This is a genomic window from Paenibacillus senegalimassiliensis (assembly GCF_001486585.1).
GTDB classification, from domain to species: domain Bacteria; phylum Bacillota; class Bacilli; order Paenibacillales; family Paenibacillaceae; genus Fontibacillus; species Fontibacillus senegalimassiliensis.
The window spans coordinates 501,840-525,493 of sequence record NZ_LN909045.1 but is presented as its reverse complement, the minus strand read 5'-3'; the positions used below and the strand labels follow the sequence as shown (position 1 = coordinate 525,493).

Genomic DNA, 23,654 nt, shown 5'->3' with positions numbered 1-23,654 from the left:
CACATGGTTCTTTTTCTCACCCATTTATCATTTAAAGGCTCTGCCAGTGCGGTAAGTTACACCCTTTCCCCACCTCTTCTAGATATAATTTGTCTTAGGCCTTATTACATAGACAGTGATTATCCTTGAGGTCAAGATGGGAGAGGTAACATGAGCTTTGCACAAAAAATTGCCTATGCGCTGATTGGACTGCTGGTCCTGGTCGGTTCATTGATCGGTTTGTTCAGTTATCAGATTACCTACCGTCAGGTAGAAGAATCCGCAGGGGTTGAAACGGTAGGATGCGCCAACATCACGACTGGATTATTTGATTCTGGCGATATTGAGCGTCTCGTTCAAGGAGATACCTCCGGACTTGCGGAACTGGAGACCCGGTTGAACTGGACGGTGGCACACAAGCCGCTGTTCAAGGAGTCCTTTCTAATGTCGCTGGATGGTACGATTCTGGCCGCCGATGAGAATGTGAAAGCCCGGGGCTACCAAGCCGGCGATACTTTTTATTTCAGCGATAAGGACCGTGAGATGATTGCTTCAATGAAGCACTCCGTATATACGAAGGTGTATGAGTATGACGGAGCCAAGCTGCTTAGCGGCTATGGACCGATCTACAAGAATCACGATCCGAAGCAAGAGATCGTTGGCTTGATGGTCATCAATTTTGATGCTTCTATTATTAGCGACAGAACGCGGGACATTCTCCTGCTGCCATTTATGATCGGAGCCATCGTATTCGTATTGGCCGTTCTGTTTGTGTACTTCTTCATCCACCGGATGATTCGCCCACTGGAGAAATTGTCCAAGCAAGTGGAACGGGTCGCTCAGGGAGACCTGACTGTACAGCCGCTTCTGATCAAGAGCGAGGATGAGGTTGGGCGTCTGACCCGCAGCTTCGCAGAGATGATCTCCAGCCTGCGTGAGTTGATTACTGAGGTGAACGATACTTCAATGCAAGTCGCCTCGTCCTCGGAGCAGCTCTCCGCCAGTGCCGAGCAGACGGGAACCGCCAGCGAGCATAGTGTAAACATCTCGCAAGCGTTGGCCCAGGGCGCCGAACTGCAATTGCAAAATCTGGAGTCCGGGTCGATGGCCCTGCATGAGATGTCGAGCCGCATCGGTCACATTGCCCAGCACGCGGTGAATGTCTCCGGATCAGCGCAGCAAGCCTCCTCTGCTTCGGATCAAGGCGCGTTGGCGATTCGCTCTAGCATGCAGCAAATGGCTACAATGGAATCCAAGATCGTAGATCTGTCCAGCACGATTGAAGAGCTAAGCAGCCACTCCAAAGAGGTGCAAAGCATCCTCGATATCATGACCGAGATTGCTGCCGAGACCAATTTGCTGGCCCTGAATGCTTCGATTGAAGCGGCTCGTGCCGGGGAATACGGAAGCGGCTTTGCCGTCGTCGCCTCCTCTGTACGCAAGCTGGCGGAACGCTCTACCGCCTCGGCCCAGCAAATTGCCGAGCTGGTCGCACTAATTGTTCAGCGCATGGAACTTGCTGGCGTAGCGATGGACGAGACGGTCCACGAAGTGAAGCGTGGCTCTGAACTGGTACAACGGGCGGGAGATTCCTTCGGGCAAATCGAGGAAGCCGCGCAGTCCACGGCCCAAGCGATTACGGATGTAAGCGAAAGCGTAAATCTGCTGGCGGAGGGCTCGGACAAGCTCGTCGCCTCCATTGATGAAATCGTGCGCTTTGCCAACGAGACAGTTAGCAGCGCACAGAACATGTCTGCTTCTTCCCAAGAACAGCTCGCCTCCATCCAGGAGGTGGATGCCTCGGCGAACTTGCTGTCCAGCTTGGCCGAGAAGCTGCATGAATTGATTGAGCGATTCAAGGTGGTTTGATTCAACGTAAGAGATTGATCGTATGTAAAAAAGGTGTGCCATGGGCACACCTTTTGTTATTTCTGAAAGTTCTTGATAAACTGCTTGGTACGTTCCTTCTGCGGATGATTGAAGAACAAGTCCGGAGGCCCCTGCTCGACAATGTGTCCGCCTTCGACGAACACAATCTGATCGGACACCTCACGGGCAAAGCCCATCTCATGCGTAACGATGATCATCGTGGTGTCCATCTCGGCGATAGACTTGATGACCTGAAGCACCTCGGCTACCAGTTCTGGGTCCAGCGACGATGTCGGCTCATCGAACAGAATAGCATGAGGGCGAAGGGCCAGCGCCCGGGCAATGCTAACACGCTGCTGCTGCCCACCTGACAGGGTAGCAGGATAGTTATCCTTCTTGCTCTCCAGCCCTACCTGTCTAAGCAACTCCATCCCGAGCTCGTCCGCTTCCTTTTTCACCATTTGTTTGACAACGATCAAGGATTCGGTCACGTTTTGCAGTGCTGTTTTGTTCTTGTACAAATTATAATTCTGGAAGACCATCGCCGTTTGTGAACGCAGGGTCTGAATCTCTTTGCGACTACAGCTTTCCACATCCAGCTTGGCCTTGCCAACCTCTATAATCCCGCTATCGGGTCTCTCCAGGAAATTCAAACAACGGATCAGTGTCGATTTGCCTGACCCCGAAGGGCCAATAATCGAGAGTACCTCACCATCCTTAATCTCCAGGTCAATGCCCTTCAGGACCTCCAGCCCGTTAAAGCTCTTGGTCAAGTTCTTAACTCTTATCATTTACCATCCAACCTTTACGTCCGGTATGGGCGATCCAAATATTTTTCCAGCAATTGTTGCAAATAACTATAGACGATAATCATTGCCCAGTAGATCAGAGCCACCGCCAAGTAAGCTTCAAAGAAACGGGCCGATTCGGCGGCCTGCATCTTCGCTTCGGCAAAGATCTCTACGACGCCCAGCGTGAACGCCAGCGAGGTTTCTTTCAGCAACGAGATAAAGGTGTTGCCCGTGCCCGGCAGAGCGTTACGCGCCGCCTGAGGCAGGATAATACGCCGATACGCCTGTACCTTCGTCATACCTCCAGTCAAGCAAGCTTCCATCTGCCCTTTATCGACTGACAACAAAGCGGCGCGGAAGATTTCTGCCAGGAAGGCCGCTTGCTTAATACCCAGGCCGATAATTGCTGCGGTGACCGCATCCATTTTCGTAAAGAAAGGAAATAACTGCGGTAGACCATAATAGAGCAAAAATAATTGCACCAGCATCGGAATGGAGCGGAAGAATGAAATGTATATGCTGGCCGTCGACCGCAGCCCCCGGCTGGAACTGTTCCGCATGAACGCCAACACAAGTCCAATCACCACAGAGATCAGCATAGCCAGAACGGCCATGAATAACGCTATGGGAATGTATTTCATGGCACCCGCCATAGCTACAAGGATATAAGAAGGATCAAAATTCATATCAAAATCGCCTGCTTCCCCTTCACCGGGCTATTACTCCGGTTTTACCGTAATGTCTTCACCGAAATATTTCTCGGAAATTTGCTTAAGCGTACCGTCATCGCGTAATTTCTGGAGCTCTCCGTTAATTTGTTCAATTAATGCAGTATTCTCTTCCTTCTTCATGAACGGAAAAGCCACATCCTCATAATGGAACGGATCGCCAACGAATTTGAGCGGCAAACTTTGCTTCTGAATTTCCGCCAGCAACGAGGACTTGGAGTTTACGTAGCCCTCGACCCGCTTGTTCAGCACATCATTTTGCGCCCCATCGCGATTTTCATAAGTCCGGACCTTAATCTCGCCATTTGTATCAAACTTCTCGAGATTCTTCACATTTTGCGAGCCGAAGACGCCCGCTACCGTCTTGCCCTTGAGATCGTCCAATGTGTTGATATCCGTATTATCTTGATGCGTAACGATCGTCACCCCGGCGTAGGAATACGGTGTTGTAAAGTCATATTTGGCTTTCCGTTCCTCCGTCACCGCTACCACGTTAGCAATTGTATCAATTTTACCGGTTTCCAGTTGTCCAGTTAAGCCGCTGAAGTCCGAGTTGGTCCACTCGACGGTGTAACCCAGGTTCTCCGCAATCTTCTCAATAACCTCTACATCGAAGCCAACCAGTTTGTCCCCATCTTTATAACTATTAGGATAAGACTGCCCTGTTGCGCCTACTCTCAGCACTTTCTTCCCGTCTGGCCCGGCGGCACCCGAATTGGAGCAAGCCGTGGCAAGCAAGCCGACCATCAGCAACGAAATCATCGTAAATAATAATTTTCTCTTCATCTTATTTCCCCCTGTTGAAGACCTTTATAAATACATCATACATCTGTTCAATGTGGTTAATTATATATATTCCTATAAGACTAGTCAAATTAATATTTTGTAGTCTATTAAATGAAAAAAAGACCCCACCCGAAGCGCGGAATTCTGAGATTCCGCCTGCAGGCAAGGTCTTATTATCTTTCTTACAATCGAGGACCGCTAGTCCGATTATTATCTGCCAAGATAGGCGTTCAGCATCCAGCGATGCTTCTCCAGAGAAGAGATGACGCCCAGCAATAAGTCGCCTGTTGCTTCATCCTCCGCATTAGCTGCTGCTTCCATACCATCCTTCAATTCTTGCTCCAGCTTCTCGAAGTCGCTAATCACTGCAGCTACCATTTCTTCTGCAGACTCCTTGCCGCTGGCTTCCTCAATACTGGACAGGGCCAGGGATTCACGCAACGTAGCTACCGGAGTACCCCCAATTGTCAGCAGGCGTTCAGCGATATCATCGATGTAGGTTGCCGCTTCATCATAGAATGCTTCAAATTTCTCATGCAGAGTGAAGAAGCTAGGCCCTTTGACGAACCAATGAAAATTGTGCAGCTTGGTGTATAACACTGTCCAGTTCGCAATTTGCAAATTGAGTTGTTGCTGCAATACTTGATCCGCTTGAGTTGCTGTTTGATGTGCCATTTGTAATTCCTCCGTTTCAATAAATAAATTAAAATAGATAGTTAGTCTATCTGTTGTGCTGATTATTTATTAAATTTAGACTAAATCTAAATCTTGATATCATCATACCATCTGTCTATAAAGGTTGCAAGCTTTCAACCATGAACATCCCGTGAAGAATTGGTGAGCTTATAAAAAAAGTCCAAACCGTTATTCTCCGGCTTGGACTGTTGCCATTAGCGTTGCTCACTACGCAAATGCAGCTTGAATTGCTCCAGACTGCGCTCCATTTGACGGATGCCTTCTTCCACCATACGACGGTCTACCGCATGCTCCGTATCCAGTTGCGGCTTGCGAGCGGCGGCAAGTGTCTTCTTCTCTTCTTCCCAGTAGGCTTGGCGGCGCTGTATCTCTTTATATTTATCCAGTAAATCGGTAATAATATCGTAAAAGCGCTCATAATCGACAATAATGTCATCCAGGAACCGGTCAACTTCTTCCTTATCATAACCTCTCATCTTCGCATCGAAATCCTTCTCATGGATCGAGAGCGCATCCAGCTTGACTCCTAGCTGGCGAAACAGGCTTTTTTGGTCCTCCAATTTGCGTGTATACTCATCTTGCATTCCAATCCCTCCGTACTTGCTCATCGTTTAATCCTTTATAATGTAACACATTTGTGACCTCGAATTCACCTATTCGGAACGTAGTGTGAAGCAAGCATTCGACAATGTGCGAATTTCTTTTTATAATATGCTTTAGTTGAGTCTAACATTTGGTGGTGAGCGAAATTTTATACGTATTAACTTTTCTGGTAGCGTTTCTGATTGTTTATTTCCTGATTCCCCCGCTGGGGCGCTTGGCTTTCCGGCTTGATTTTGTAGACAAGCCCCGTGAGGATGTAGAACGCAAGCTGCATCGCCAGCCTATTCCGCTGACAGCAAGCTATGCCATTTTTATCGGCTTCTTCGTATCCTATCTCTTGTTCACGCGTAATTTCTCTTGGGAGACAGGGGCCCTGTTTGCTGGTGGTGTCCTGCTTCTGGCTATCGGTACAGTGGATGACTGGTACAAGACCAAGGGGAAGGATTTTCCCGCGCTGCCCAAGCTGGTTGTACAGGTGTCAGCGGCCGTTCTCGTCTATGCTTCGGGAATTACCTTTAGTGGATTCGTCAATCCGTTAAGCGGCGATTACGTCTTGCTTCCGGCCTGGCTCCAGTTCGTTTTGACAATCCTTTGGATTTTCGGCGTGACTACCGTTATTAATTTCTCTGACGGACTAGACGGCTTGGCAGGAGGTCTATCGGCCATCTCTGCGGTGACTCTTTTCGTCGTCGCTGTTACCAAAGGGCAATCCAATTCGGCTATGTTGTCTATCGCACTGATTGGGGTTACCTTGGCTTACTTACGGTATAACAAGGCGCCAGCCAAGGTGTTCATGGGTGACGCCGGGGCTACCTTCCTGGGCTTTATGCTCGCGGTGATTGCCCTGGATGGGGCTTTCAAGCAAGCGACGATGCTGTCACTCTTTATTCCGGTACTGGCCCTGGGCGTACCGATCTTCGACAATATCTTTGTCGTCATCAAGCGCATGCTGCAGGGCAAATCGCCTTACGTGGCCGATGCCAGCCAGGTTCATTATCGCTTGCTGCGAGCTGGGTTGAATCAGAAACAGGTTGTAATGTTCCTGTATCTGATCAGTACCTGCCTCGGACTGTCCTCGATCATATTGCTCTTATTGCAGGTATAATTTATTGGTAGCAACGGCCCACAAGGCATACATTGTGGGCTCTTTTATTTCTGCTCCCTTACTCATGTAATGGCCCACATTTCGTTTGAAAGCCCGCTTTTCCCTCCAACACATCCACCAGAAATGACTTGGACGCTTCCAGCTTCACTTGAAGCTCTTGTATATGCTGAATTTTATCCGATACGATACCGTATTTCTCCTCATAGGCAGCTTCGTTTTCATTCACAAGCAAGCTCAATTCCTGAACCGTAAATCCCACTGATAGCAGAGTCTTCAAATCATCAAGGAAACCCACGATCTCATCATGATATTCCCGGTAATTATTGTCGTCCCTCGTTACTAACTGATGGGGTATCAACTTCTTACGCTCATAAAATCGCAAGGTGGAGATAGGCAATCCCGTTAATTTAGATACTTGATTAGCTCTCATAATGGTTCCCTTCCCTAAGTTATAAAATAGCCGCTTGCTATAAACCTAAGTTCATAGTTCATAATACGATTATGATATCCGGCGACATAGAGAATGTCAAAAAGATCCGGATAATTCAAAGGAGAGATATCATGCTAGAACGAATTCAAAATAACGATTTTTCCGATATCATCAAAGGACGCCGCTCTGTGCGCCAATATGATGAGAGCATCAAAATTTCCAAAGAAGAGTTGAATGAAATCATAGCTGAGGCAAGCTTGGCCCCCTCCTCCGCCAATATGCAGCCATGGCGCGTGATCGTGGTTAACACCCCGGAGGGTAAAAATAAACTTCGTCCATTGATGCGGTTCAACACGCTGCAAAATGATACTTCCTCGGCGATGCTGATAATTTTGGGCGATACGCAAAGCTATTTGAATGTGGAAGAAATCTATGATGCCGCCGTGCAGCAGGGGAAAATGCCTCAGGATGTACGGGACAAGCAGGTTCCTCAAATTATGAGCATGTACCCTGAACTACCTAAAGAGATCAAAACGGAAGTAGTAAAAATTGATGCAAGCCTATTCTCCATGCAGCTTATGCTGGTGGCTCGTGCTCACGGATACGATACCAATCCTATGGCCGGGTTCGAACAGGATCAAATCGTAAAAGCATTTGACTTGGATGATGAACGTTATGTTCCTGTCATGGTCCTGTCCATAGGTAAGGCTGAGGTAGAAGGATATGAGACGGTACGCTTGAACAGTGAGCAAATTACATTCTGGAGATAACACAGCACCCTCTATAAAAATTACAACCCCCTTGGCATACAGCTATATGCAAGGGGGTTGTTACTCACCTCTGTATTTCATTATGATGGTTTGTTGGTGTCCACAGCCGCCTGAATCTCCTTCGGCTTCTCCTCATCGGTTGTCTCTCCACGCATGCCTTTCTTAAATTCCTTCATCATCGTGCCTAAGCTGCGTCCAAGTTCGGGGAGCTTACTGGGGCCAAACAGTAGCAATGCTGCGATCACTACCAGTAACAAATGGGACGGGCGCAACAAATTTTCAATCACATTTATCACTCCTCGGGCATATCTTTGTGGTCATTATACTACTATTCTTCATTTAATGGAAACCCTTTCTTATTTTCTCCCCCTTCTCTCTCGCTCTTCCCATACTACCTGTTTGCTCTAGAAACCAAAGTGGGCGCCCCGGCATATGCTGTGTCATCACGTAATCGTAAAGGAGCGAACATCATGAGCGCTTACAGCCTATGGGCTATCATTGCCATTGGACTTGCGTCCAACCTGGATAATGCGGGTGTCGGTCTTGCTTATGGGGTGCGAAAAATCCACATTCCATGGTACTCCAATTTGGCCATTGCCATTATTTCTTTCTTGGCCACTCTGATGTCGGGAATCTTCGGCAGTTGGATTTCTTGGTGGATTCATCCCTGGGTAGGCCGGCTGCTGGGTACCATCGTGATTGTAGGTGTAGGGATATGGGTTCTTCTCCAACCCTTTCTGGAGAAGAAGGCAGTTCCCGCAGAGAACGAGGCAAACCCGCTTACCCGGCTGTTGCGCAACCCGGAAGAAGCCGATAAAGACAGCTCCAAGACACTGAATCTCGGTGAGTCCATCATTTTAGGAATTGCGTTAGCTATGAATGCACTGGCTGGAGGCTTCAATGCAGGAATCACCCGGCTCAGCATCGGATACACCTCCTTGGCCGTTGGAATATTCAGCTTCCTCTTACTTGCCCTATGCGCAGGATTCGGACAGAAATTTGCCGCAGAGAAGCTGGGCAACCGGGCAACGGTGATTTCGGGATTGTTGCTCATCTTCATCGGTATCCGTCAAATGTTATAGAATATCTTGAAAATTAGGACTCCTTTCCCAAGGAAAGGAGTCCTGCTATAATAAGTAAGAGACTTATCAAGGGAGGTCTTTTTAGTGAAATGGTTCACAAATTATGAAAAAGATTTGGAACTGGCATTTAATCATGCCGAGGACATCTTGTCCGCAATACCCGAAGAATTCCGCAGCCAGGCACTTAACTACCTTGACAGATTTCATGCCCTCAAACGGCCCGGATCACAGAATTACATCTGCTATCTTCTGCCTTTCTGGCTCCAGGAAGCCGCAGGCACTAGAACGGAAGACAGCAGGCGTCTCACGGTGGCCATGATCTTTGTGATGATGTATTACCATCTTATTGATGAAGTTATGGACGAGCCCGAAACGAAGGATAATAAACGCAAATTACCGCTTGCCAACTTGATACAGCTCGAATTTTGGCGAATTTACGCGACAGATTATCCTCCTTCTTCGCCATTCTGGAGTTATTACCGCAAGTATATGTCCGAGTGGGCTGAAGTCGTTGCTTTCGAGAATGAAAGCGATTTCTTTCAAGAAAACCCCGTACGTATTGCGCACAAGGCCGCACCGGTTAAATTGACCGTGGTGGGAGCGTTACTGTTAACCGGGCGGGAGGAACGGATTGCCGACTTCGAGACGGCGGTCGACACCGTACTGATGACGTTGCAAATGCTAGACGATTGGGAAGATTGGGAGAAGGATTTACAAGAAGGTAGCTATAACGCACTAATCTCAGCCGTGCAGCGGGAACTGCAAATTCCCCCGGAACGCAGACCCACGCCGGAGGAGATTAAGCACGCGCTATACGTCCGGGACATCTTGCTTACATACGCCATTCAGACGGATCATAATACGGCGATCTTAGCCCAAACAGCAGAGGGGGCCCCCCATTTACAGGCCTTCCATGACCACCTGAAGCAAAGTCTTAAGGACGGGGCCAAAAGTCTGCAAAAAGAGCGAAATTTGTTGACTCAAGGCGGATTAGCGTATTGGTTGACGAAAAATAGGACTCATTCCTAGCACTTTGTCGAATTTCGTGGTATGATAACAGGGAAATTATAACTATTTTTAGTAGAAAGGGTGATCTTATGACATCAGGAGCTCTCTTTCAATCACAAGTTGTTGAAAAAGCATGGCAAGATCCTAGCTTCAAAGCAAAGTTGCTTGCCAACCCGAAGGCTGCAATCCAAGAAGCATTAGGTGTAACTCTCCCGGATCATATCAAAGTTAAAACGGTAGAGGAAAGCGCAGACGAATTCTATGTCGTGCTCCCACCGAATCCGGAGAAAGTAGTCAAGAGTGAAGTAAAGCCCGCAGGAATGTGGCTTTAGTACTCATCAACTTTTTAACAGCAATGTTTATCTTCAAGATGGGCAGGGAATCGGTTAAATCATATCCGCGCTAGTTATGCCTCCTGATTTACAGAGGGAAAGCGGATAATGGCTTCCGTCCCTGCCCCTTTTTTGCTGGTAAAGCTAATTCTCCCTCCCATTACCTCAATAATACGGAAGGTAACCATCAGTCCTAAACCCGTTCCCTTTGTTTTGTTGGAGAAATAAGGCTCACCTAATCTGGCCAACACTTGCTCGTCCATTCCCTCGCCATTATCCTTGATGTGGATGAATACCTGTCCATTTTCTTCATAACTCCAAATTTGAATCTCGCCTTGCCCACTCAGAGCTTCTATACTATTTTTTATAATATTGATAAATGCTTGCTTAAATTTAGAAGAATTTCCTCGCACATAGAGATTGTTAGGAATTTGTACAGCAATTTTCCCTCCCTGCAAATTAGCAAGTGGAATGAGTATCCCTTCGATGTGCACAAATTCAGCCAACACGTTTAGCTCGGTCACTTTCCCTCCCTCTGGCTTGGCAAAGGTCAAGAAATCCGTAATGATAGCGGAGGCACGATCCAACTCCTCTAGAGCCATATTAAGAAACACTTTATCTGAGCTTTGTTGCTTCTCGACAAGTAACTGCAGAAACCCGCGCGTTACTTGCAATGGATTACGAACCTCATGTGCAACAGAGGCTGCCAACTCACTTATAATTTCCATTTTCTCAGAGCGTTGCAACTCATTATTAAATAACTCTAGCTGTTTAGAATATTCCACTACCTGTTCATGATTTTCAGCAAATCTTCTGCCTAATATAATAATTAAAGATGTCAGAAAACAAATTAGACCCACTTTCCATAAAAACAACTTATAGTAACCTGAACTGTAGTAGTACCACAGCAAATCACCTACGCAAAGTAAAGCGAAGAATAAGAACCCAGCAAAAAACAATAGTGCTTCTTTATTGCCACGAATTACATTAGTCATTAAGATACAAGCCAGAATTAAGAATTGAGCAACCATAATGAAACCTATAATTTGAATGGTAATTAGAGAATATACTTTATAAAATTGATTTCCGGATAACTCATTAATAATGAGAATAAGGAAGCAGAGAGATGAATAGGTGACCAAAAATTTTCTTAATCGACGGATCAGGGCATATTTCCCAGGCCCGAATATTTTCTCAAAAAAATATGTTAGCGAAGGAAGCAAGGTGAATAGTGCTATATCAAATAGCACCACTAACACCCTGCCTGCAATAGTATAGTCAAATAACCAGAATACAAAGGAAGAATACGTTAACACTAGTAACCCACTTGAAAAAATCACAGCACAAAGTGAAAACCACATTGGCATGTTTACATATTTAAGAAAAACGGAACAGAACAGCATGATGGCAGCAATAAAAATCAGGGTACTTCCTAAAATCAAATCTGTCATGTTATTTCTGACAAAGTCTTTAACCAAGCCCTGATGTTCACCTATTTTAATTGGAGCGAAAAGTCCTATTCTATCTGTCTCTGCTGATACCCCAATGTATATAGTTTCCTTCGAGTTCTCAGCAGTTAATGGAACCATAATATTATTAATACTATAATTAAAGTGTCGTTTCGACTCGTAAACTTCAATCCCATCAACATTCACCGCTATATGCGTAGCATATATTTTATCAATTAAAATAACCTGAGAATTTTCAGTTAACTCGGGCAACTGTATTTTAATCCATTGGGATATGCCGACACTTGGTCTCATAGGAATTTGACCATCTGCATCTACATCAATCCAGCTATCTATTTTATCAAGCTGTTCCTTGCTCGTGTGAGGATCAAATTGGTCCACCCAAGCTATTTGCCATTTATCTATTTCAACAGCATTTGCTCCGGGATCACTCGAGCCTTTAAAAAGAAATACGCAAAGAACAACTAATAACAATACAAAAGCAGTAATAATCCCCTTAGTCAAAACCTTCATACAGCACCTCTGTAATTAAGATGAGAAAACCACCTACAATTTTCCCTTCAGGAAGCCGTATCGTGGTGAACGGGCAGCAGCTATTGAGCATACAAAGAACTGCCAACACATACCATTCGATATAACTTCGCAAAAACCTTCAATTATATGGTAAATACGATAATATTTTAGCTTTTTAGCAACAAAGCTATTTTACCGTTTCTAACATGATTTATCTATGAATCTTTTGGAAAAAATGCTTAATCCAACTAGAAGAAAACCTATAACTCCCTATACTCCTAAGAAGTGTCCACTTAAAAAAACCTTGAAAGGCTTGGAGCCAATCAAGGTTAAGCAACTACTAATAAATTGCTATGGGCCCATAAGGACCCTCGAAAATTTCTATTTTCGTCTCAAAAATATCGGTCAGGATTTCAGGCTGCATGACCTCTTCCACGGCTCCGAAAGCGGCAATACGTCCCTTTTTCATAGCGCAGATTCGATCAGAATACTTGGCCGCAAAATTGATGTCATGCATCACAGCCACAATGGTTCTGCCGAATTCACTCGCAGCACGCCTTAAATGCTCCATCATCAGAACGGAACGAGCCACATCGAGATTGTTCAGAGGCTCGTCCAGCAGTACATATTCGGTCTCCTGGCATAATACCATGGCTACGTATGCTCTTTGCCTTTGCCCCCCGGACAGTTCATCCAGGTATCGATTCTCGAGATCAGTTAATTGTAAGAAATCAATGTATTTAGAAATGATAGCTTCATCTTCTTGGGTCAGTCTGCCTTGGGAGTAGGGAAACCGTCCGAAACCGGCAAGCTGTCTAACCGTAAGCCTCGTGACAAAATGATTCTCTTGCCGTAGGATCGTTAGAATTTTAGCTAAGTCGCGAGATTTGGATGTTGAGACGTCCATATGGGCCACCTGAATTTGACCTTCATCGAGATTTAATAATCTTCCGATCATTAACAAGGTAGTAGACTTGCCTGCCCCATTGGGACCGATCAACGAGGTCAAACCCGCCTTGGGGATTTCTATATTCAGAGGTCCTATCTCCACACCATCCGCATATTTCTTCCTCACATGATTGATCTGTATCATAAGGCACCCTTCCTTAGTATGACAATTAAAAAGGTGATTCCGCCAAACATTTCAATAATAATTGAAACTACGCCTTGAGCGTTGAAGACATGATACATCATAAAGTAAGCGCCAGTTAAGATTAGAAATCCTATGGCAAGAGACATTGGAAATAGGTATCGATGATCGTAGGTCGGAACCGCTTGATAGCTCAAGGTAGCGACCAAAAATCCAAAAAAGGTAAGTGGTCCAACCAATGCGGTTGAAATGGCCATCAACACCGAAACCAGAATAAGCGTATAAATGACATTCCTTCTAGGGTTGCCCCCCAGCGTAGTCGACACATCCTGGCCTAGTGATAATACATTTAACCTTTTTGAATTCGCAAACAGCAGGATAGCCACTATAATAACTGCCGGGATTACAAACGGAAAATAAGCCGCATCGGCGTGATTGACGGAAGCAAACAATCTGGCCTGTAAAATATCAAATTCAGACGGTGCCAGCAATCTTCTCATAAAGGACGATACCGACCTTAGTCCGGTCCCAAGAATGACGCCAACCAACAGCATGAGCTGCAAGTTCCCATATTTCCCGGACAGTAGCCAACCATATAGGATCAAGCACATCAAGACCATAGCTGCAACCTGAATGGCAAAGGACTCTATTCCGCTAAAATTCACAAGGGCAGCGGTACCGAAGAAAAAGATTGTGCTGGTATGAATGGTTGAGTAAATTGCTTCAAAGCCTAATAGCGATGGAGTAATGATTCGGTTGTTCGTAATCGATTGGAAAGCAACCGTTGACAAGCCCTGGCACACTACAGCAACTAACATGGCGACAAGAGCTTCCACCCGTCTTGTCACAACGGGGATAAATGATGGAGAAGTTACAGGAACCGGATTGTTATACACCAGAAGTCCATATGAAGCTAACGCGCCCAGGGCAATTAATGCCGCCAGTAGCAGCCAATAATGCCGTTCTTCTTTTCTCGTACGAAAGGCTCTGGCTGATCTCTGGTCATTGTTACTAACTACTAATTCGCTCATCTAAATCTCCCCCTTGACCTGCGTTGTCTCAGCAAGATAGCAATGAAGACGACTGCCCCCACGGTTCCAAGGATCAAAGAGACCGGCAATTCAAAAGGCATAATAATGGTTCGGGAAATGATATCACAAATTGTAATGGTACCCATCCCGATCAAGCACACCCAGGGCAGATTGCTTCGCAGATCATCGCCTCTGAACATGGATACGATATTGGGAACGATTAACCCCAGGAACGGCAAATTCCCGATCACCGCAGCCACAATACCTACCGCTAGAGAGATCAGACATGTGCCAAAGAGAACGATCCGATTGTAATTCACCCCAAGGCTGGTAGCTACATCCTCCCCAAGTCCAGCTAAGGTCAATTTATTGGCATAAAAGAAGACAAGCACCGTCACGATAACAATGAGCCACAGATACTCATACCTTCCTGCCTGGATCGGCGCAAAGGACCCGACAAACCAGTTCTCAATACTTTGACTTGCCTGGAAGACGAGCCCGACGAAAGTAGAGAAGGCGGAAATGACCGCACCAAGCATCAGCCCAATAATGGGCACAATTAATGATGAACGAAGTTTAACTCTTCTTAAAAATGCAAAGAAAATCATCGTTCCCACAAACGAAAAAAGGATGGCACCCGTCATTCTCAAGACTAAAGAGGGAGCCGGAAATAATAAATAAACCGCAAGCAGCCCCAACCCCGACCATTCAATCGTTCCCGTGGTGGTTGGCTCAACTAGACGGTTCTGAGTAATCAACTGCATAACAAGTCCAGCCATCGACATGGCCGCCCCCGTAAGCATAAGTGCAATGGTTCTTGGTACACGAGTAATGAAGAACATTTCCATGCCATCCGCTTGTCCCCGGATATCATATACTCCGGTAAAGAGGGATAAGAGGCCCATCAAGATAACAGCTAGAATCGCTACTATAAAAGGTGTTGTCCATATCTGGTTATGCTTATGACGTGGGGGTTGAGAATTCTCAACCCCGGTCATATGCTGTGTAGAATTGTTCGACACTTTTGTTATACTCCTTTACTTAGCCAAGGCATCTGCAAGGTTCTCAAACAACTCTATAAAAGTCTCAATCGATTCATTCGTGTAGGTGTCTTTAGGTGCATACACAATCCGTCCTTCTGCAACCGCAGTGGTGTTCTTAAGGGCAGGAGCGTTATCAATTACATCCTGGGCCGGCACCGCCTCCGTTTCGGAAGAGATGGAAGCATCACGATCAAGTACGAACAACCAATCAGGGTTGCTTTGGGCGATGGCTTCCACCGATACCTCATCCCCCTGGTGATCCGCTGTAGCGCCTTCCACCTCTAATGCTGGAGCCCAGCCGAAAATGTCATACAACGGTCCCCAAACGCGTCCGGAGTGAGGTGCGGAGAACCCGATGTTTCCACCAGAAACGACTACACTCATCACCTTATCGGTTCCGTTATAGGCAGATTTCGCATCTCCCAAGGCTTGATCAAAAGCAGCTACCAGTTGCTCGGCTTCTTCATTCTTATCAAAAATTTTCCCTAAGTTGATCGTAGAGTCCTTAAATCCTTTGACCAAGTTCTCACCCGGTGTAGCAGCCTTCTCCGAAACATCAAAATTCAAGTCAATCACGGCTGCGTTCGGCACAAGCTTCTTCACATCTTCATAGAAACCGCCAAATCGTTGACCAATAATGACCAACTCCGGATCTGCTGCTGCGATTAACTCCAGATTGGGTTCACGATGATTACCGATATTTTGCACAGATTCATCCGTGACATACGGTGAGTCAGCAGGCATAACATCCTTTGGAACAGCCGCTAATTTCACATCCCAGCTAGCCAAAGTCTCAAAAGTTCTACTATCCAGGGCAACGACATTTTTAGGATTAACAGGAACCGTAACCGTACCATGTGCATCGGTAATGTCCACCGTAGCAGGTGTAGTTACCGGTTCACTTCCAGTATCGCTAGTATTAGCACTAGCATTAGTATTAGTATTAGCAGGCTGTGACGCTTGATTAGCTTCTTTATTTGAATTCGAGCAAGCTGCCAGCACTAACACCAGCAGAGCCATCATCATAATCAACTTTACAGAAAAAGACCTCTTCATATTACATATCCTCCCCAGAATATAAGTTTTCTCTACTCGCCAATCCGCCGATCGGGCGCATCGCGTACTGCCTAGTTGGTCGATTTTTACCCTCCCAACTCTAATTGGTAATGATAATCATTTTCAATAGAGCGCTCTGTCGGTTAGTATAGCCGCTAATGATATGAAAATCAAGACTTCTGAGGGGAAAATATCAGAGGAACATGAGTTTGAGTAGCGCTAAACGCAGCTTGCAGACTGGGGATGAAACATAAATTAGGGAAGATGAAACAAGCCCCCGTGCTTAGGCATTGGGGCGGGTTTAGAGCGGACGTTGGAGTGAGAGCGTTAAGCAAAAGTGATAATTAGAGCGATACTTAGTAGCTATTATCCACCCTACCTACTTACTAGAAAGTAGGCTACACAGCAATATATACAACGGCTACAGCAACTGTAAGAAGAAGCTTCTTAGCGGTTGAAAAGCGCACGTCTTTGTTTGTTTTTGAGCGATTAATAATCAATAGAATGGATCTGATTACAATAAAACCTGATAACATCAACATGGTATAAGCAATCCAAATAGTTGATGACATATGAAATCTCCTTAATTACAAAAATATTTTATTTTGGTGTATATTAGGAGGTGGTATTGGGGGAATTGTCTCTTGATAACATATCTATTTTTTTATTGGGGGAGCCAATGAAAATTCTTAAAAAAGAAGATCTGACCAGTCACGATGTTTTTGAATTTATGCGCGGACCTTTAATGGATACACATTGGCATGGAGATTCAATTTATCTAACTGAAGATGCTTTAGCGGACTCTGGATTAGCAGACTTTTTCTATTTAACCCTTGCCAATTTCAATTATTATGGACCTAACGAAATAACAAAAGAGATCACCAGCTCGATTTTGTCGGCCATCAAATAAACACTATCCGTCACCGTTGGCTGGGCCGCTAAGAACGATCTGCCAGCTACAACGTCCGCCACAGACCGATACACCGCCGCCGACGGAATTGCTGCTAACTTGGGCGCCCCCACCGCTAACTGTGGCGCCACACCCAAGCTGCCAAGCCCCAGAACTAATGCCAGGCAAGTTAGCAGCGCTTTCTTGATCCTCATACACTTTTCCTCCATTTCCATATTCCGTATTTTGCTTACACCCCCTTTATCGGATATTCAAAATAGTTGATAAATAGGGATTATGAACAAATAAAAAAATCCACCTTCTTTGCTCAATACGGACAAGCTCTAAAAAAAAGGGAGCCCTAAAATTTAAATTTTAGGGTTCCCTTTAACTGTGTAACATTCTACATTTCGTAATAATCTATATGTGTTATATTTCTAATCAAAAAAATCAATAACTCTGTAATCATCAATCGGCTTTAAATCCTCAAAAAACTTTTGCTCATAAAGTTTTTCAATAGTTAGGTATATACACTCTCTACTAACCTCTTTAACTAATACTAGATTAGGCTCGATGGAGTAATACCCATACTCTTCAAGCTCACTTTTAAAATCCTGCTGTAGCCTAACAAGATCATAAGCCCTAAGATTATAGACCTTGTTAGAAATTTTCACATAAATGTCGTTTCTATATCCCTTGTTACTAGCTTCAAATTCAGCTAAATCGGTATTGTCAATAAAAATTATTTTAAGATTTTCCATATACATTGCTCCTTTTAAATCATTTCACTGGTGTTAGAATCTAATTTTGACAATTGTTTATTAATATCAAGTGAAGGTTCATATCCCGTACTAACAGACCATGCTGTCTCCTGTGAAATCCTCACCTACTATGACAAAATCAACTTTTATGTTCGTAACATCTAACATAGCTTCATGCTTCTCCTTTTTTAATCTTTAATATATCCCTGTTGGGATTCCTTTCGCCTCTTCACCTTAATCAGTAATATCCCCGTAGTTTGATTCAATTTACAAGGCTTATGTGCCCCCGCAAAAAAAGAAACCTTGAGAAGCATAAAGCCAATCAAGGTTAAAACAGTACTAATTCTTATATATAATTTATTAAGCCCCGAATTAATTTACTGATTAGTTTATCAAAACTAATCCTATCTGTTATATTGTGCTTCATAATTTAAAAAATCACCAATAAATTCTTTCACAACTGCTTCAAAAACTTCAATTGGAACATATTCTACGCCAGTCATGTAGGGAAATGAAACCTCATCATTATATATCCCTTCGTTATCCCAGGAAATTTCAATCTGCTCGCCACTCCTCCTAAAGTAAATCCCAGGTAAGTAAGACCCTCCCCTACTAGAAATCCATGAATGCTTAAACTCCCAATCTTGCTTTGCGCTAAACCACTCATCAAACTCATCATCATTATCAGAATTAAATTCGCTACTATTTATCAATAATTCTAACGTAGTTTTACCATTGACAGGTAGAGGGAATTCTTCATCATATAAAATATTATTTAGGTTCTTACTTATCCAATCTACTAAATAAATTAAGTTCCATTCATAATTACATTCTTGATTATTTCTTAAGAATCTACAAAGTTCTTTCCCATTTACCCAAAGTTCAAATACTCCCCATGAGTTACCGATAATTCCTATTTCATCATAGGGGTTGTTAGTAAACTCATATTTTATTGAAAAAACTTGACTGTTACCAAATTCTCTCAAAAAGAACACCTACTTTTTTGTCTAGTTAGTAATCTTATATTTTACGTTTGGATAGGTTAATTTTTTGTACATGTCCGCCTGATTTATTCGCCACGGGGTGGGGGTAAGAGAAAGACCTTGAGTTTTGCCGCCCCCAAGGTCTATGCATTGACCATTACTGTGGTCTAAATACAATTTCGCAATAAAAAGTTAGATCTCTCTTGCTTTGTGATAATAATAAGTACTCGGTGTTATGCTCGGTATCATTTCTAATATAAAACGTGGAAGTATATTGAATAAATTGCACCAAAGAAGAAAATACACTTTTAATATTCGGCAACGTGTATTCATGCAACCTAACGTTTACACAATATACTTTGTCTTTGGAAATATCAATTTGGCAGTCTAAAACCTTGTCATTATAGTCTAAACAATCGCGAATTTCAGATGACAGCCCTGGGATAATATCATAATCTACTTCGTTAACTAATTTTATAAAAGAATCTTTCATAAACGACCTCCTATTTCTTAGGTTTCGGGATATAATTCCCATGATTTTTACCTTGAGGATATGAATAAACGGTAACTACATTTTCTCCCCACTCATCCGTAATTACGGTATTGCCACGACTGTCTTGGTATCTCCATTGAGCCTTACCATCATCTCCAATTTCCTTGACTCTGTTCTTTTTATTATTGTTTATAATATTATCAATGGTTTCTGAGGTAAATCCCCGTTCATCTGCTCTCTCAGCCCCATGTTTGGTAAATATTCTTCCTCCTGGAGTCTTATCACCACAATTAATATTATGAACCCAAATCCCCAAACTGCTAACATAGTACGTGTGGAAATCAGCAACAGTAAAGTTATACACCTTAACCATTTCATCATGCTTAACAATATTGATGTTGTCAATCGTCAAGGTATTTCCGTTGTTCTGCTGTAGTTCATCTCCCACCTGCAAATCAGCCGCTAGTACCCAACCCTTACCTTCCACCCAAAACGGATGATTGTCGGTCGTCTCGATGATTTGGTCGCCTACTGCCAGTTCATAAATAATTTCCTTATCATTTCGATATAAATGCGTGACTTCCTTGTAAGCCTGGTCCCCAGTCTCTTCATCCTTGGCAAGAACCATATCTTCGACCTGAATGTCTTCGATATTTTTCTCCCCTTCGTCTGTTAACACCTTAGTTCCTGCGGTGAAACAGTTACACTTCTTTGAAAAGTCTAAAGCTTTATCAACTAGCTTAAATTCTTTCTTAACTGTTTTTCCGGTACTATTCGCCAATGTTAAAACTAATTTTCCAACTTTTATTACTTTACCCACAGGAATAAATCCAGCAATCGACAGACCCTTGGCTAAATCAGATGAATTGGGATCACGTAGCGTGTTTATATCATCTAGAATCAAGAAATTTATAACGCTTGCTACTGGCCCACTCCAACCTTCCCAATCATAGTAGTATCTGACCATAATGAACCTGTTAAATGCAAAGCCGATTGTTAATTAGGTTAGAGAATTAAAGCATTTACGTGCGTACAATTATATTTAGGGAATATCATACGGGTATGATGAGGGTTAAGTTTGATTGGACAAGGCCCCCGATTCATTTGGCACTGGGTGGGGCTACAAGAAAAAGAAAAAACCACATGGATTTGTTACACTCGCATGTGGCTATAGAGAAATTCGTTTATATTTTAATAAAGCAACTACTAAAGCTTGAAGTACATAAAGAATATCTTTATCACACCTATAACAACCAAAAGTATACCAATCATCCTATATACGTACAAAGCCTTTCTTGTAATAGTGTGTTTTTTATAGTCCTTCTCCCATGTGGCTTCATTTCCATTTAAGTTATCAAAATTAAACCATCCGATTTTCGAGAAAAACCCTGGGAATAAAAGTAGGCACAAACCAATTGATAATAGTACAAACCATTCCATAACCCCAATTCACTCCTTCGAAAATTCATTTCCATCCGCTCCAACTTTTCACTTTTCCATCTTCAGTAACAATAACACCAATAGTAGAATGATCTTTCTCTTTATAATAGACGGATTGTCAACCCAAGCATTTTCGTGGTCTGTGGTTAATCAATCGCAGGGCGTCCTCAAGGCTTCATCGGTAATTTGGGCGAGACCGGTGCCCTTGGGGAAAAACTCCCGCAAGAGACCATTGGCGTTCTCATTGGAGCCGCGTTGCCAGGAGGAATACGGATCTGCAAAATACACCTGAACGTCATGAGTGGCTTCGAGGGTGGCATAATAGGCAAACGGTAGCCGTATGAAAGGCACGAGCAGGGTACTGAGAGGCCGCTACACCAATGGCTATTTCCATGGACAAAGCGGTACGGTCAGGCATACGAATGGCCGTGTACCAGCGAGTCTTTCGTTCAATGAACGTGGCTACGTAGCCCTTGCTTTTACCGCGATCCAACTCCCAATGGGCGAAGCTTTCCCGGGAACGAACCTCTTTTGGACGCTGAGAGATCGTCTTACCACCGTGAATTTACCACGTGTCTCTGCTGGCCTCTGCCGCTTCCCTTTGTGTCTGAGGACGGTAAGCGCGCCTTTCACCAGACGGCCTGTATACAGCCAGCGATAGATGGTTTTGAAGCATACCATAGGCAGCCCTTCTTGACGAAGTCGCTGCACGATTTGTTCAGGAGACCACGTTGCCTGTAGCTTCTCTTCAATGATCGCCGCTTGCTCCGGTGTCCATTTCCCAGCAGGGGTGCAACGCTTGCGCCTTTGGGTGTAGTCCTCCTGAGAACGTTCGGCACGGTATGGCTCCAGCCCTACGTTTCGACGGAGTTCACGGCCAATGGTGGCATGATGTCTGCCCAGTTCCTTGGCAATCACTCGGGTACTTTTTCCTTGCTGGTGGAGGATTTCTAGCTTGCTGCGTTCGACTACGCTAAGATGTCTGTAGCTCATGGTGGATTCTCCTTGTGTGAATGCGTGGTCTAGGAGCCTTCATTCTACACGAATCCGGCCATGGGCCTTTTGTTTTTTTATTTCCAGTAGGTGTCGCACTTCATTTTACAATCCGTCTACTTCCCCCTCTAAACTCGTTGCCTTTATTCTTAGTGGCACAATTTGTACCCATATTCCAAGATTGGAAACAAAGTAAAAGTGAAAGTCCTTAACCTCAAAGTTATAAACGGTTGCATCTTGCGACTCTTTTTCAATCTTGTCTATAGCCAGTGTAGTGTAGTACCATCACTGGAAACAAGTAATTCGCCAATTATCAGGTCTTTAACTTCTATCCATCCCTTGCCATAGACCCAGGATGGATGCTCTGCTGTCGTCTGAATTACTTCATTTCCAATGTGAACATAGTAGATTTCAACAGCCCGCTTTTGGAACAGCCCAACAACTTCCTTGTATGCTACTTCTCCAGTCTCGTCAGACTTAGCAAGATCTTATCCCCTACCTCGATTTCTTCGATAGGTTTATCACCCTCGTCTGTTTGGACTTTGGTTCCTGCGATAAAACAATTACATTCCTTTGACTTTATAGTTCCTCCCTTTACTTTAATACTATTAACACCTTGCAATAAAGTAAGCGCAAATATAATATCATCAAAATGTTCCATCTAAAAACAACATCAGCCATAGCAGATGTGTAAGCTCGATTTCCTTTGGAAGCCGCTCTTTCAAAGCTTTTATGATTTGATGTGTACCTCATATGGTCTTTAGACACAAATCTACCAGTATTCGGGTCGTACCAGCGGGCGCGAAGGTATTGCAAGTCAGTGGTGTTGTCCCAGTATTCGCCGGAATAACGGAAGATGTTTGGCACGGTCTCTTCCTCCGTTTCCGGGTTACCCCAAATGTCGTAGGTGTACGTATTGAGTTGGTTGCCTTGGCTATCGGTCAACCCCACGACATCCCCATGACCATTCAACTGGTAGTATTGCACTCCGCTGGTCGGTTTCACCATTCCTCTGCTTAAAAAAAGAAGCCGCCTAAAAAGGCATAAAGCCCTTAGAGGCGGCTATAGTCAATTATTCCAACCTGCTAGCCTTCCCTTCCTCAACATGAACAATGAAATTTTCCTCAGGTATGCCAAGTTCTTCAGTCATACGCAGTACATACAGCTTTTTATCTTCCGTTGGCTCAAGCCTTGCCCAATTGTTAACCTTGCCCATCGAGAGGGTATTCATTTCTTGTGTCTGAATAGCAATTGGAATTACTTGCTCCTCTCCAGTACTTAACTTCTTGAGATATAACTCTGCACGGCTATTCCGTTGAAACAAATTAATTAAATTAATTTGATATTCATAAGCTCTATCAGTGGTCATTTTTAATGTGTCGCTCCGAACTTTCTCGTCGGACCACCCCTGAGTAGCAACACTTTGAATTAATGCAACAGAAAGAAGTACTGATAATACTGCTAGGGCATAAAATCCAACATTATCTGTTGTACTCGTCGGAATCCATTTCTTAATGAAAAAAACTAGAAATAGAATACTCAATAATAAAATCGGGACGCCCCCACCCCATAGATATGTAGTCCCAATGATATCCATACCCCGCTGGAAATATGCAGTTGATCCCAGCAAAAACCATGTAAAAGATGAAAAACCGACAATACTTAATGTAATGCTTAAAATCCGTAACACTATATTCATAGGCTCCCCCTTAAT

At 44.1% G+C, this 23,654-nt stretch carries 24 protein-coding genes and 2 pseudogenes; 6 read left to right on the top strand and 20 right to left on the bottom strand.

Annotated features, from left to right (window positions below; all coding sequences use genetic code 11):
* Positions 1–150 precede the first annotated feature (150 nt).
* The gene (locus BN3279_RS12260; protein WP_059051222.1) at positions 151–1,848 is read left to right on the top strand and encodes a methyl-accepting chemotaxis protein; all 1,698 of its coding nucleotides are present in this window, start codon (positions 151–153) and stop codon (positions 1,846–1,848) included.
* A 56-nt stretch (positions 1,849–1,904) separates the two neighbouring features.
* Here BN3279_RS12260 and BN3279_RS12255 read toward each other — a convergent pair whose 3' ends face one another.
* From BN3279_RS12255 to BN3279_RS12235, 5 genes are all read right to left on the bottom strand, one after another.
* The gene (locus BN3279_RS12255; protein ID WP_059051220.1) at positions 1,905–2,639 is read right to left on the bottom strand and encodes an amino acid ABC transporter ATP-binding protein; all 735 of its coding nucleotides are present in this window, start codon (positions 2,637–2,639) and stop codon (positions 1,905–1,907) included.
* 14 nt (positions 2,640–2,653) lie between these two features.
* Positions 2,654–3,325: an amino acid ABC transporter permease gene (locus tag BN3279_RS12250; RefSeq protein WP_059051218.1), complete on the bottom strand. Its 672-nt coding sequence runs from the start codon at positions 3,323–3,325 to the stop codon at positions 2,654–2,656.
* A 33-nt stretch (positions 3,326–3,358) separates the two neighbouring features.
* Positions 3,359–4,153, bottom strand: coding sequence for an amino acid ABC transporter substrate-binding protein (locus BN3279_RS12245; protein ID WP_059051217.1), 795 nt, complete (start codon positions 4,151–4,153; stop codon positions 3,359–3,361).
* A gap of 210 nt (positions 4,154–4,363) precedes the next feature.
* Positions 4,364–4,828, bottom strand: coding sequence for a Dps family protein (locus BN3279_RS12240; protein ID WP_059051214.1), 465 nt, complete (start codon positions 4,826–4,828; stop codon positions 4,364–4,366).
* A gap of 215 nt (positions 4,829–5,043) precedes the next feature.
* Positions 5,044–5,433, bottom strand: coding sequence for a DivIVA domain-containing protein (locus BN3279_RS12235; RefSeq protein WP_059051212.1), 390 nt, complete (start codon positions 5,431–5,433; stop codon positions 5,044–5,046).
* A 149-nt stretch (positions 5,434–5,582) separates the two neighbouring features.
* Here BN3279_RS12235 and BN3279_RS12230 point away from each other — a divergent pair, with 149 nt between their 5' ends.
* Entirely contained in the window at positions 5,583–6,557 is a 975-nt protein-coding gene (locus BN3279_RS12230; protein WP_392396867.1) for an MraY family glycosyltransferase, read from the top strand.
* Positions 6,558–6,615: 58 nt separating this feature from the next.
* Here the strand turns inward: BN3279_RS12230 and BN3279_RS12225 are convergent, their stop codons facing one another.
* Positions 6,616–6,987 (bottom strand): MerR family transcriptional regulator, encoded by a 372-nt coding sequence (locus BN3279_RS12225; RefSeq protein WP_059051211.1) that lies wholly within the window; start codon positions 6,985–6,987, stop codon positions 6,616–6,618.
* Between the two features lie 131 nt (positions 6,988–7,118).
* On the opposite strand from BN3279_RS12225, the gene BN3279_RS12220 reads away from it, so the two are divergent.
* Positions 7,119–7,757 (top strand): nitroreductase family protein, encoded by a 639-nt coding sequence (locus tag BN3279_RS12220; protein WP_059051209.1) that lies wholly within the window; start codon positions 7,119–7,121, stop codon positions 7,755–7,757.
* Positions 7,758–7,837: 80 nt separating this feature from the next.
* On the opposite strand, the gene BN3279_RS12215 is transcribed toward BN3279_RS12220, so the two are convergent.
* Complete coding sequence (locus BN3279_RS12215; RefSeq protein ID WP_018751012.1) at positions 7,838–8,044, bottom strand: twin-arginine translocase TatA/TatE family subunit; 207 nt, start codon at positions 8,042–8,044, stop codon at positions 7,838–7,840.
* Positions 8,045–8,227: 183 nt separating this feature from the next.
* On the opposite strand from BN3279_RS12215, the gene ytaF reads away from it, so the two are divergent.
* From ytaF to BN3279_RS12200, 3 genes are all read left to right on the top strand, one after another.
* Positions 8,228–8,839 carry a sporulation membrane protein YtaF gene (ytaF, locus tag BN3279_RS12210; RefSeq protein WP_059051207.1) on the top strand — a complete coding sequence of 204 codons (612 nt, stop codon included), beginning with the start codon at positions 8,228–8,230 and terminating at the stop codon, positions 8,837–8,839.
* Between the two features lie 84 nt (positions 8,840–8,923).
* Positions 8,924–9,868 carry a hypothetical protein gene (locus BN3279_RS12205; RefSeq protein WP_059051206.1) on the top strand — a complete coding sequence of 315 codons (945 nt, stop codon included), beginning with the start codon at positions 8,924–8,926 and terminating at the stop codon, positions 9,866–9,868.
* 68 nt (positions 9,869–9,936) lie between these two features.
* Complete coding sequence (locus BN3279_RS12200) at positions 9,937–10,179, top strand: NHLP leader peptide family RiPP precursor (RefSeq protein ID WP_059051205.1); 243 nt, start codon at positions 9,937–9,939, stop codon at positions 10,177–10,179.
* A gap of 74 nt (positions 10,180–10,253) precedes the next feature.
* Here the strand turns inward: BN3279_RS12200 and BN3279_RS12195 are convergent, their stop codons facing one another.
* The 13 genes and pseudogenes from BN3279_RS12195 to BN3279_RS12130 all read right to left on the bottom strand — a co-directional run bounded on the left by BN3279_RS12195 (position 10,254) and on the right by BN3279_RS12130 (position 23,639).
* Complete coding sequence (locus tag BN3279_RS12195; protein ID WP_059051204.1) at positions 10,254–12,161, bottom strand: sensor histidine kinase; 1,908 nt, start codon at positions 12,159–12,161, stop codon at positions 10,254–10,256.
* Between the two features lie 340 nt (positions 12,162–12,501).
* Positions 12,502–13,254, bottom strand: a complete 753-nt coding sequence (locus BN3279_RS12190; RefSeq protein ID WP_059051203.1) for an iron ABC transporter ATP-binding protein — start codon at positions 13,252–13,254, stop codon at positions 12,502–12,504.
* The gene (locus tag BN3279_RS12185; RefSeq protein ID WP_059051201.1) at positions 13,251–14,282 is read right to left on the bottom strand and encodes an iron chelate uptake ABC transporter family permease subunit; all 1,032 of its coding nucleotides are present in this window, start codon (positions 14,280–14,282) and stop codon (positions 13,251–13,253) included. Before BN3279_RS12185 ends, BN3279_RS12190 begins: the two co-directional genes overlap by 4 nt.
* Positions 14,279–15,280, bottom strand: coding sequence for an ABC transporter permease (locus BN3279_RS12180; protein WP_059051813.1), 1,002 nt, complete (start codon positions 15,278–15,280; stop codon positions 14,279–14,281). The genes BN3279_RS12185 and BN3279_RS12180 overlap by 4 nt, the downstream gene beginning before the upstream one ends.
* A 39-nt stretch (positions 15,281–15,319) precedes the next feature.
* A complete protein-coding gene (locus BN3279_RS12175; protein ID WP_059051199.1) occupies positions 15,320–16,381 on the bottom strand; it encodes a siderophore ABC transporter substrate-binding protein in 1,062 nt (353 codons plus the stop codon).
* 849 nt (positions 16,382–17,230) lie between these two features.
* Entirely contained in the window at positions 17,231–17,485 is a 255-nt protein-coding gene (locus tag BN3279_RS12170) for a hypothetical protein (protein WP_059051197.1), read from the bottom strand.
* Positions 17,486–17,707: 222 nt separating this feature from the next.
* The gene (locus BN3279_RS12165; protein WP_059051195.1) at positions 17,708–18,031 is read right to left on the bottom strand and encodes a hypothetical protein; all 324 of its coding nucleotides are present in this window, start codon (positions 18,029–18,031) and stop codon (positions 17,708–17,710) included.
* A gap of 404 nt (positions 18,032–18,435) precedes the next feature.
* On the bottom strand, positions 18,436–19,017 hold the full coding sequence (locus BN3279_RS12160; protein ID WP_059051194.1) for a hypothetical protein: 582 nt from the start codon (positions 19,015–19,017) through the stop codon (positions 18,436–18,438).
* A gap of 154 nt (positions 19,018–19,171) precedes the next feature.
* A complete protein-coding gene (locus BN3279_RS12155) occupies positions 19,172–19,507 on the bottom strand; it encodes a hypothetical protein (RefSeq protein WP_059051192.1) in 336 nt (111 codons plus the stop codon).
* Between the two features lie 10 nt (positions 19,508–19,517).
* Positions 19,518–20,411, bottom strand: coding sequence for a polymorphic toxin-type HINT domain-containing protein (locus tag BN3279_RS12150; RefSeq protein ID WP_232436834.1), 894 nt, complete (start codon positions 20,409–20,411; stop codon positions 19,518–19,520).
* A gap of 654 nt (positions 20,412–21,065) precedes the next feature.
* Positions 21,066–21,940, bottom strand: a pseudogene (locus tag BN3279_RS24475) (IS30 family transposase).
* 168 nt (positions 21,941–22,108) lie between these two features.
* A pseudogene (locus tag BN3279_RS24470) lies at positions 22,109–22,936 on the bottom strand (polymorphic toxin-type HINT domain-containing protein); the annotation flags it as partial.
* Between the two features lie 76 nt (positions 22,937–23,012).
* On the bottom strand, positions 23,013–23,639 hold the full coding sequence (locus BN3279_RS12130) for a hypothetical protein (RefSeq protein WP_059051184.1): 627 nt from the start codon (positions 23,637–23,639) through the stop codon (positions 23,013–23,015).
* Between the last annotated feature and the right edge of the window lie 15 nt (positions 23,640–23,654).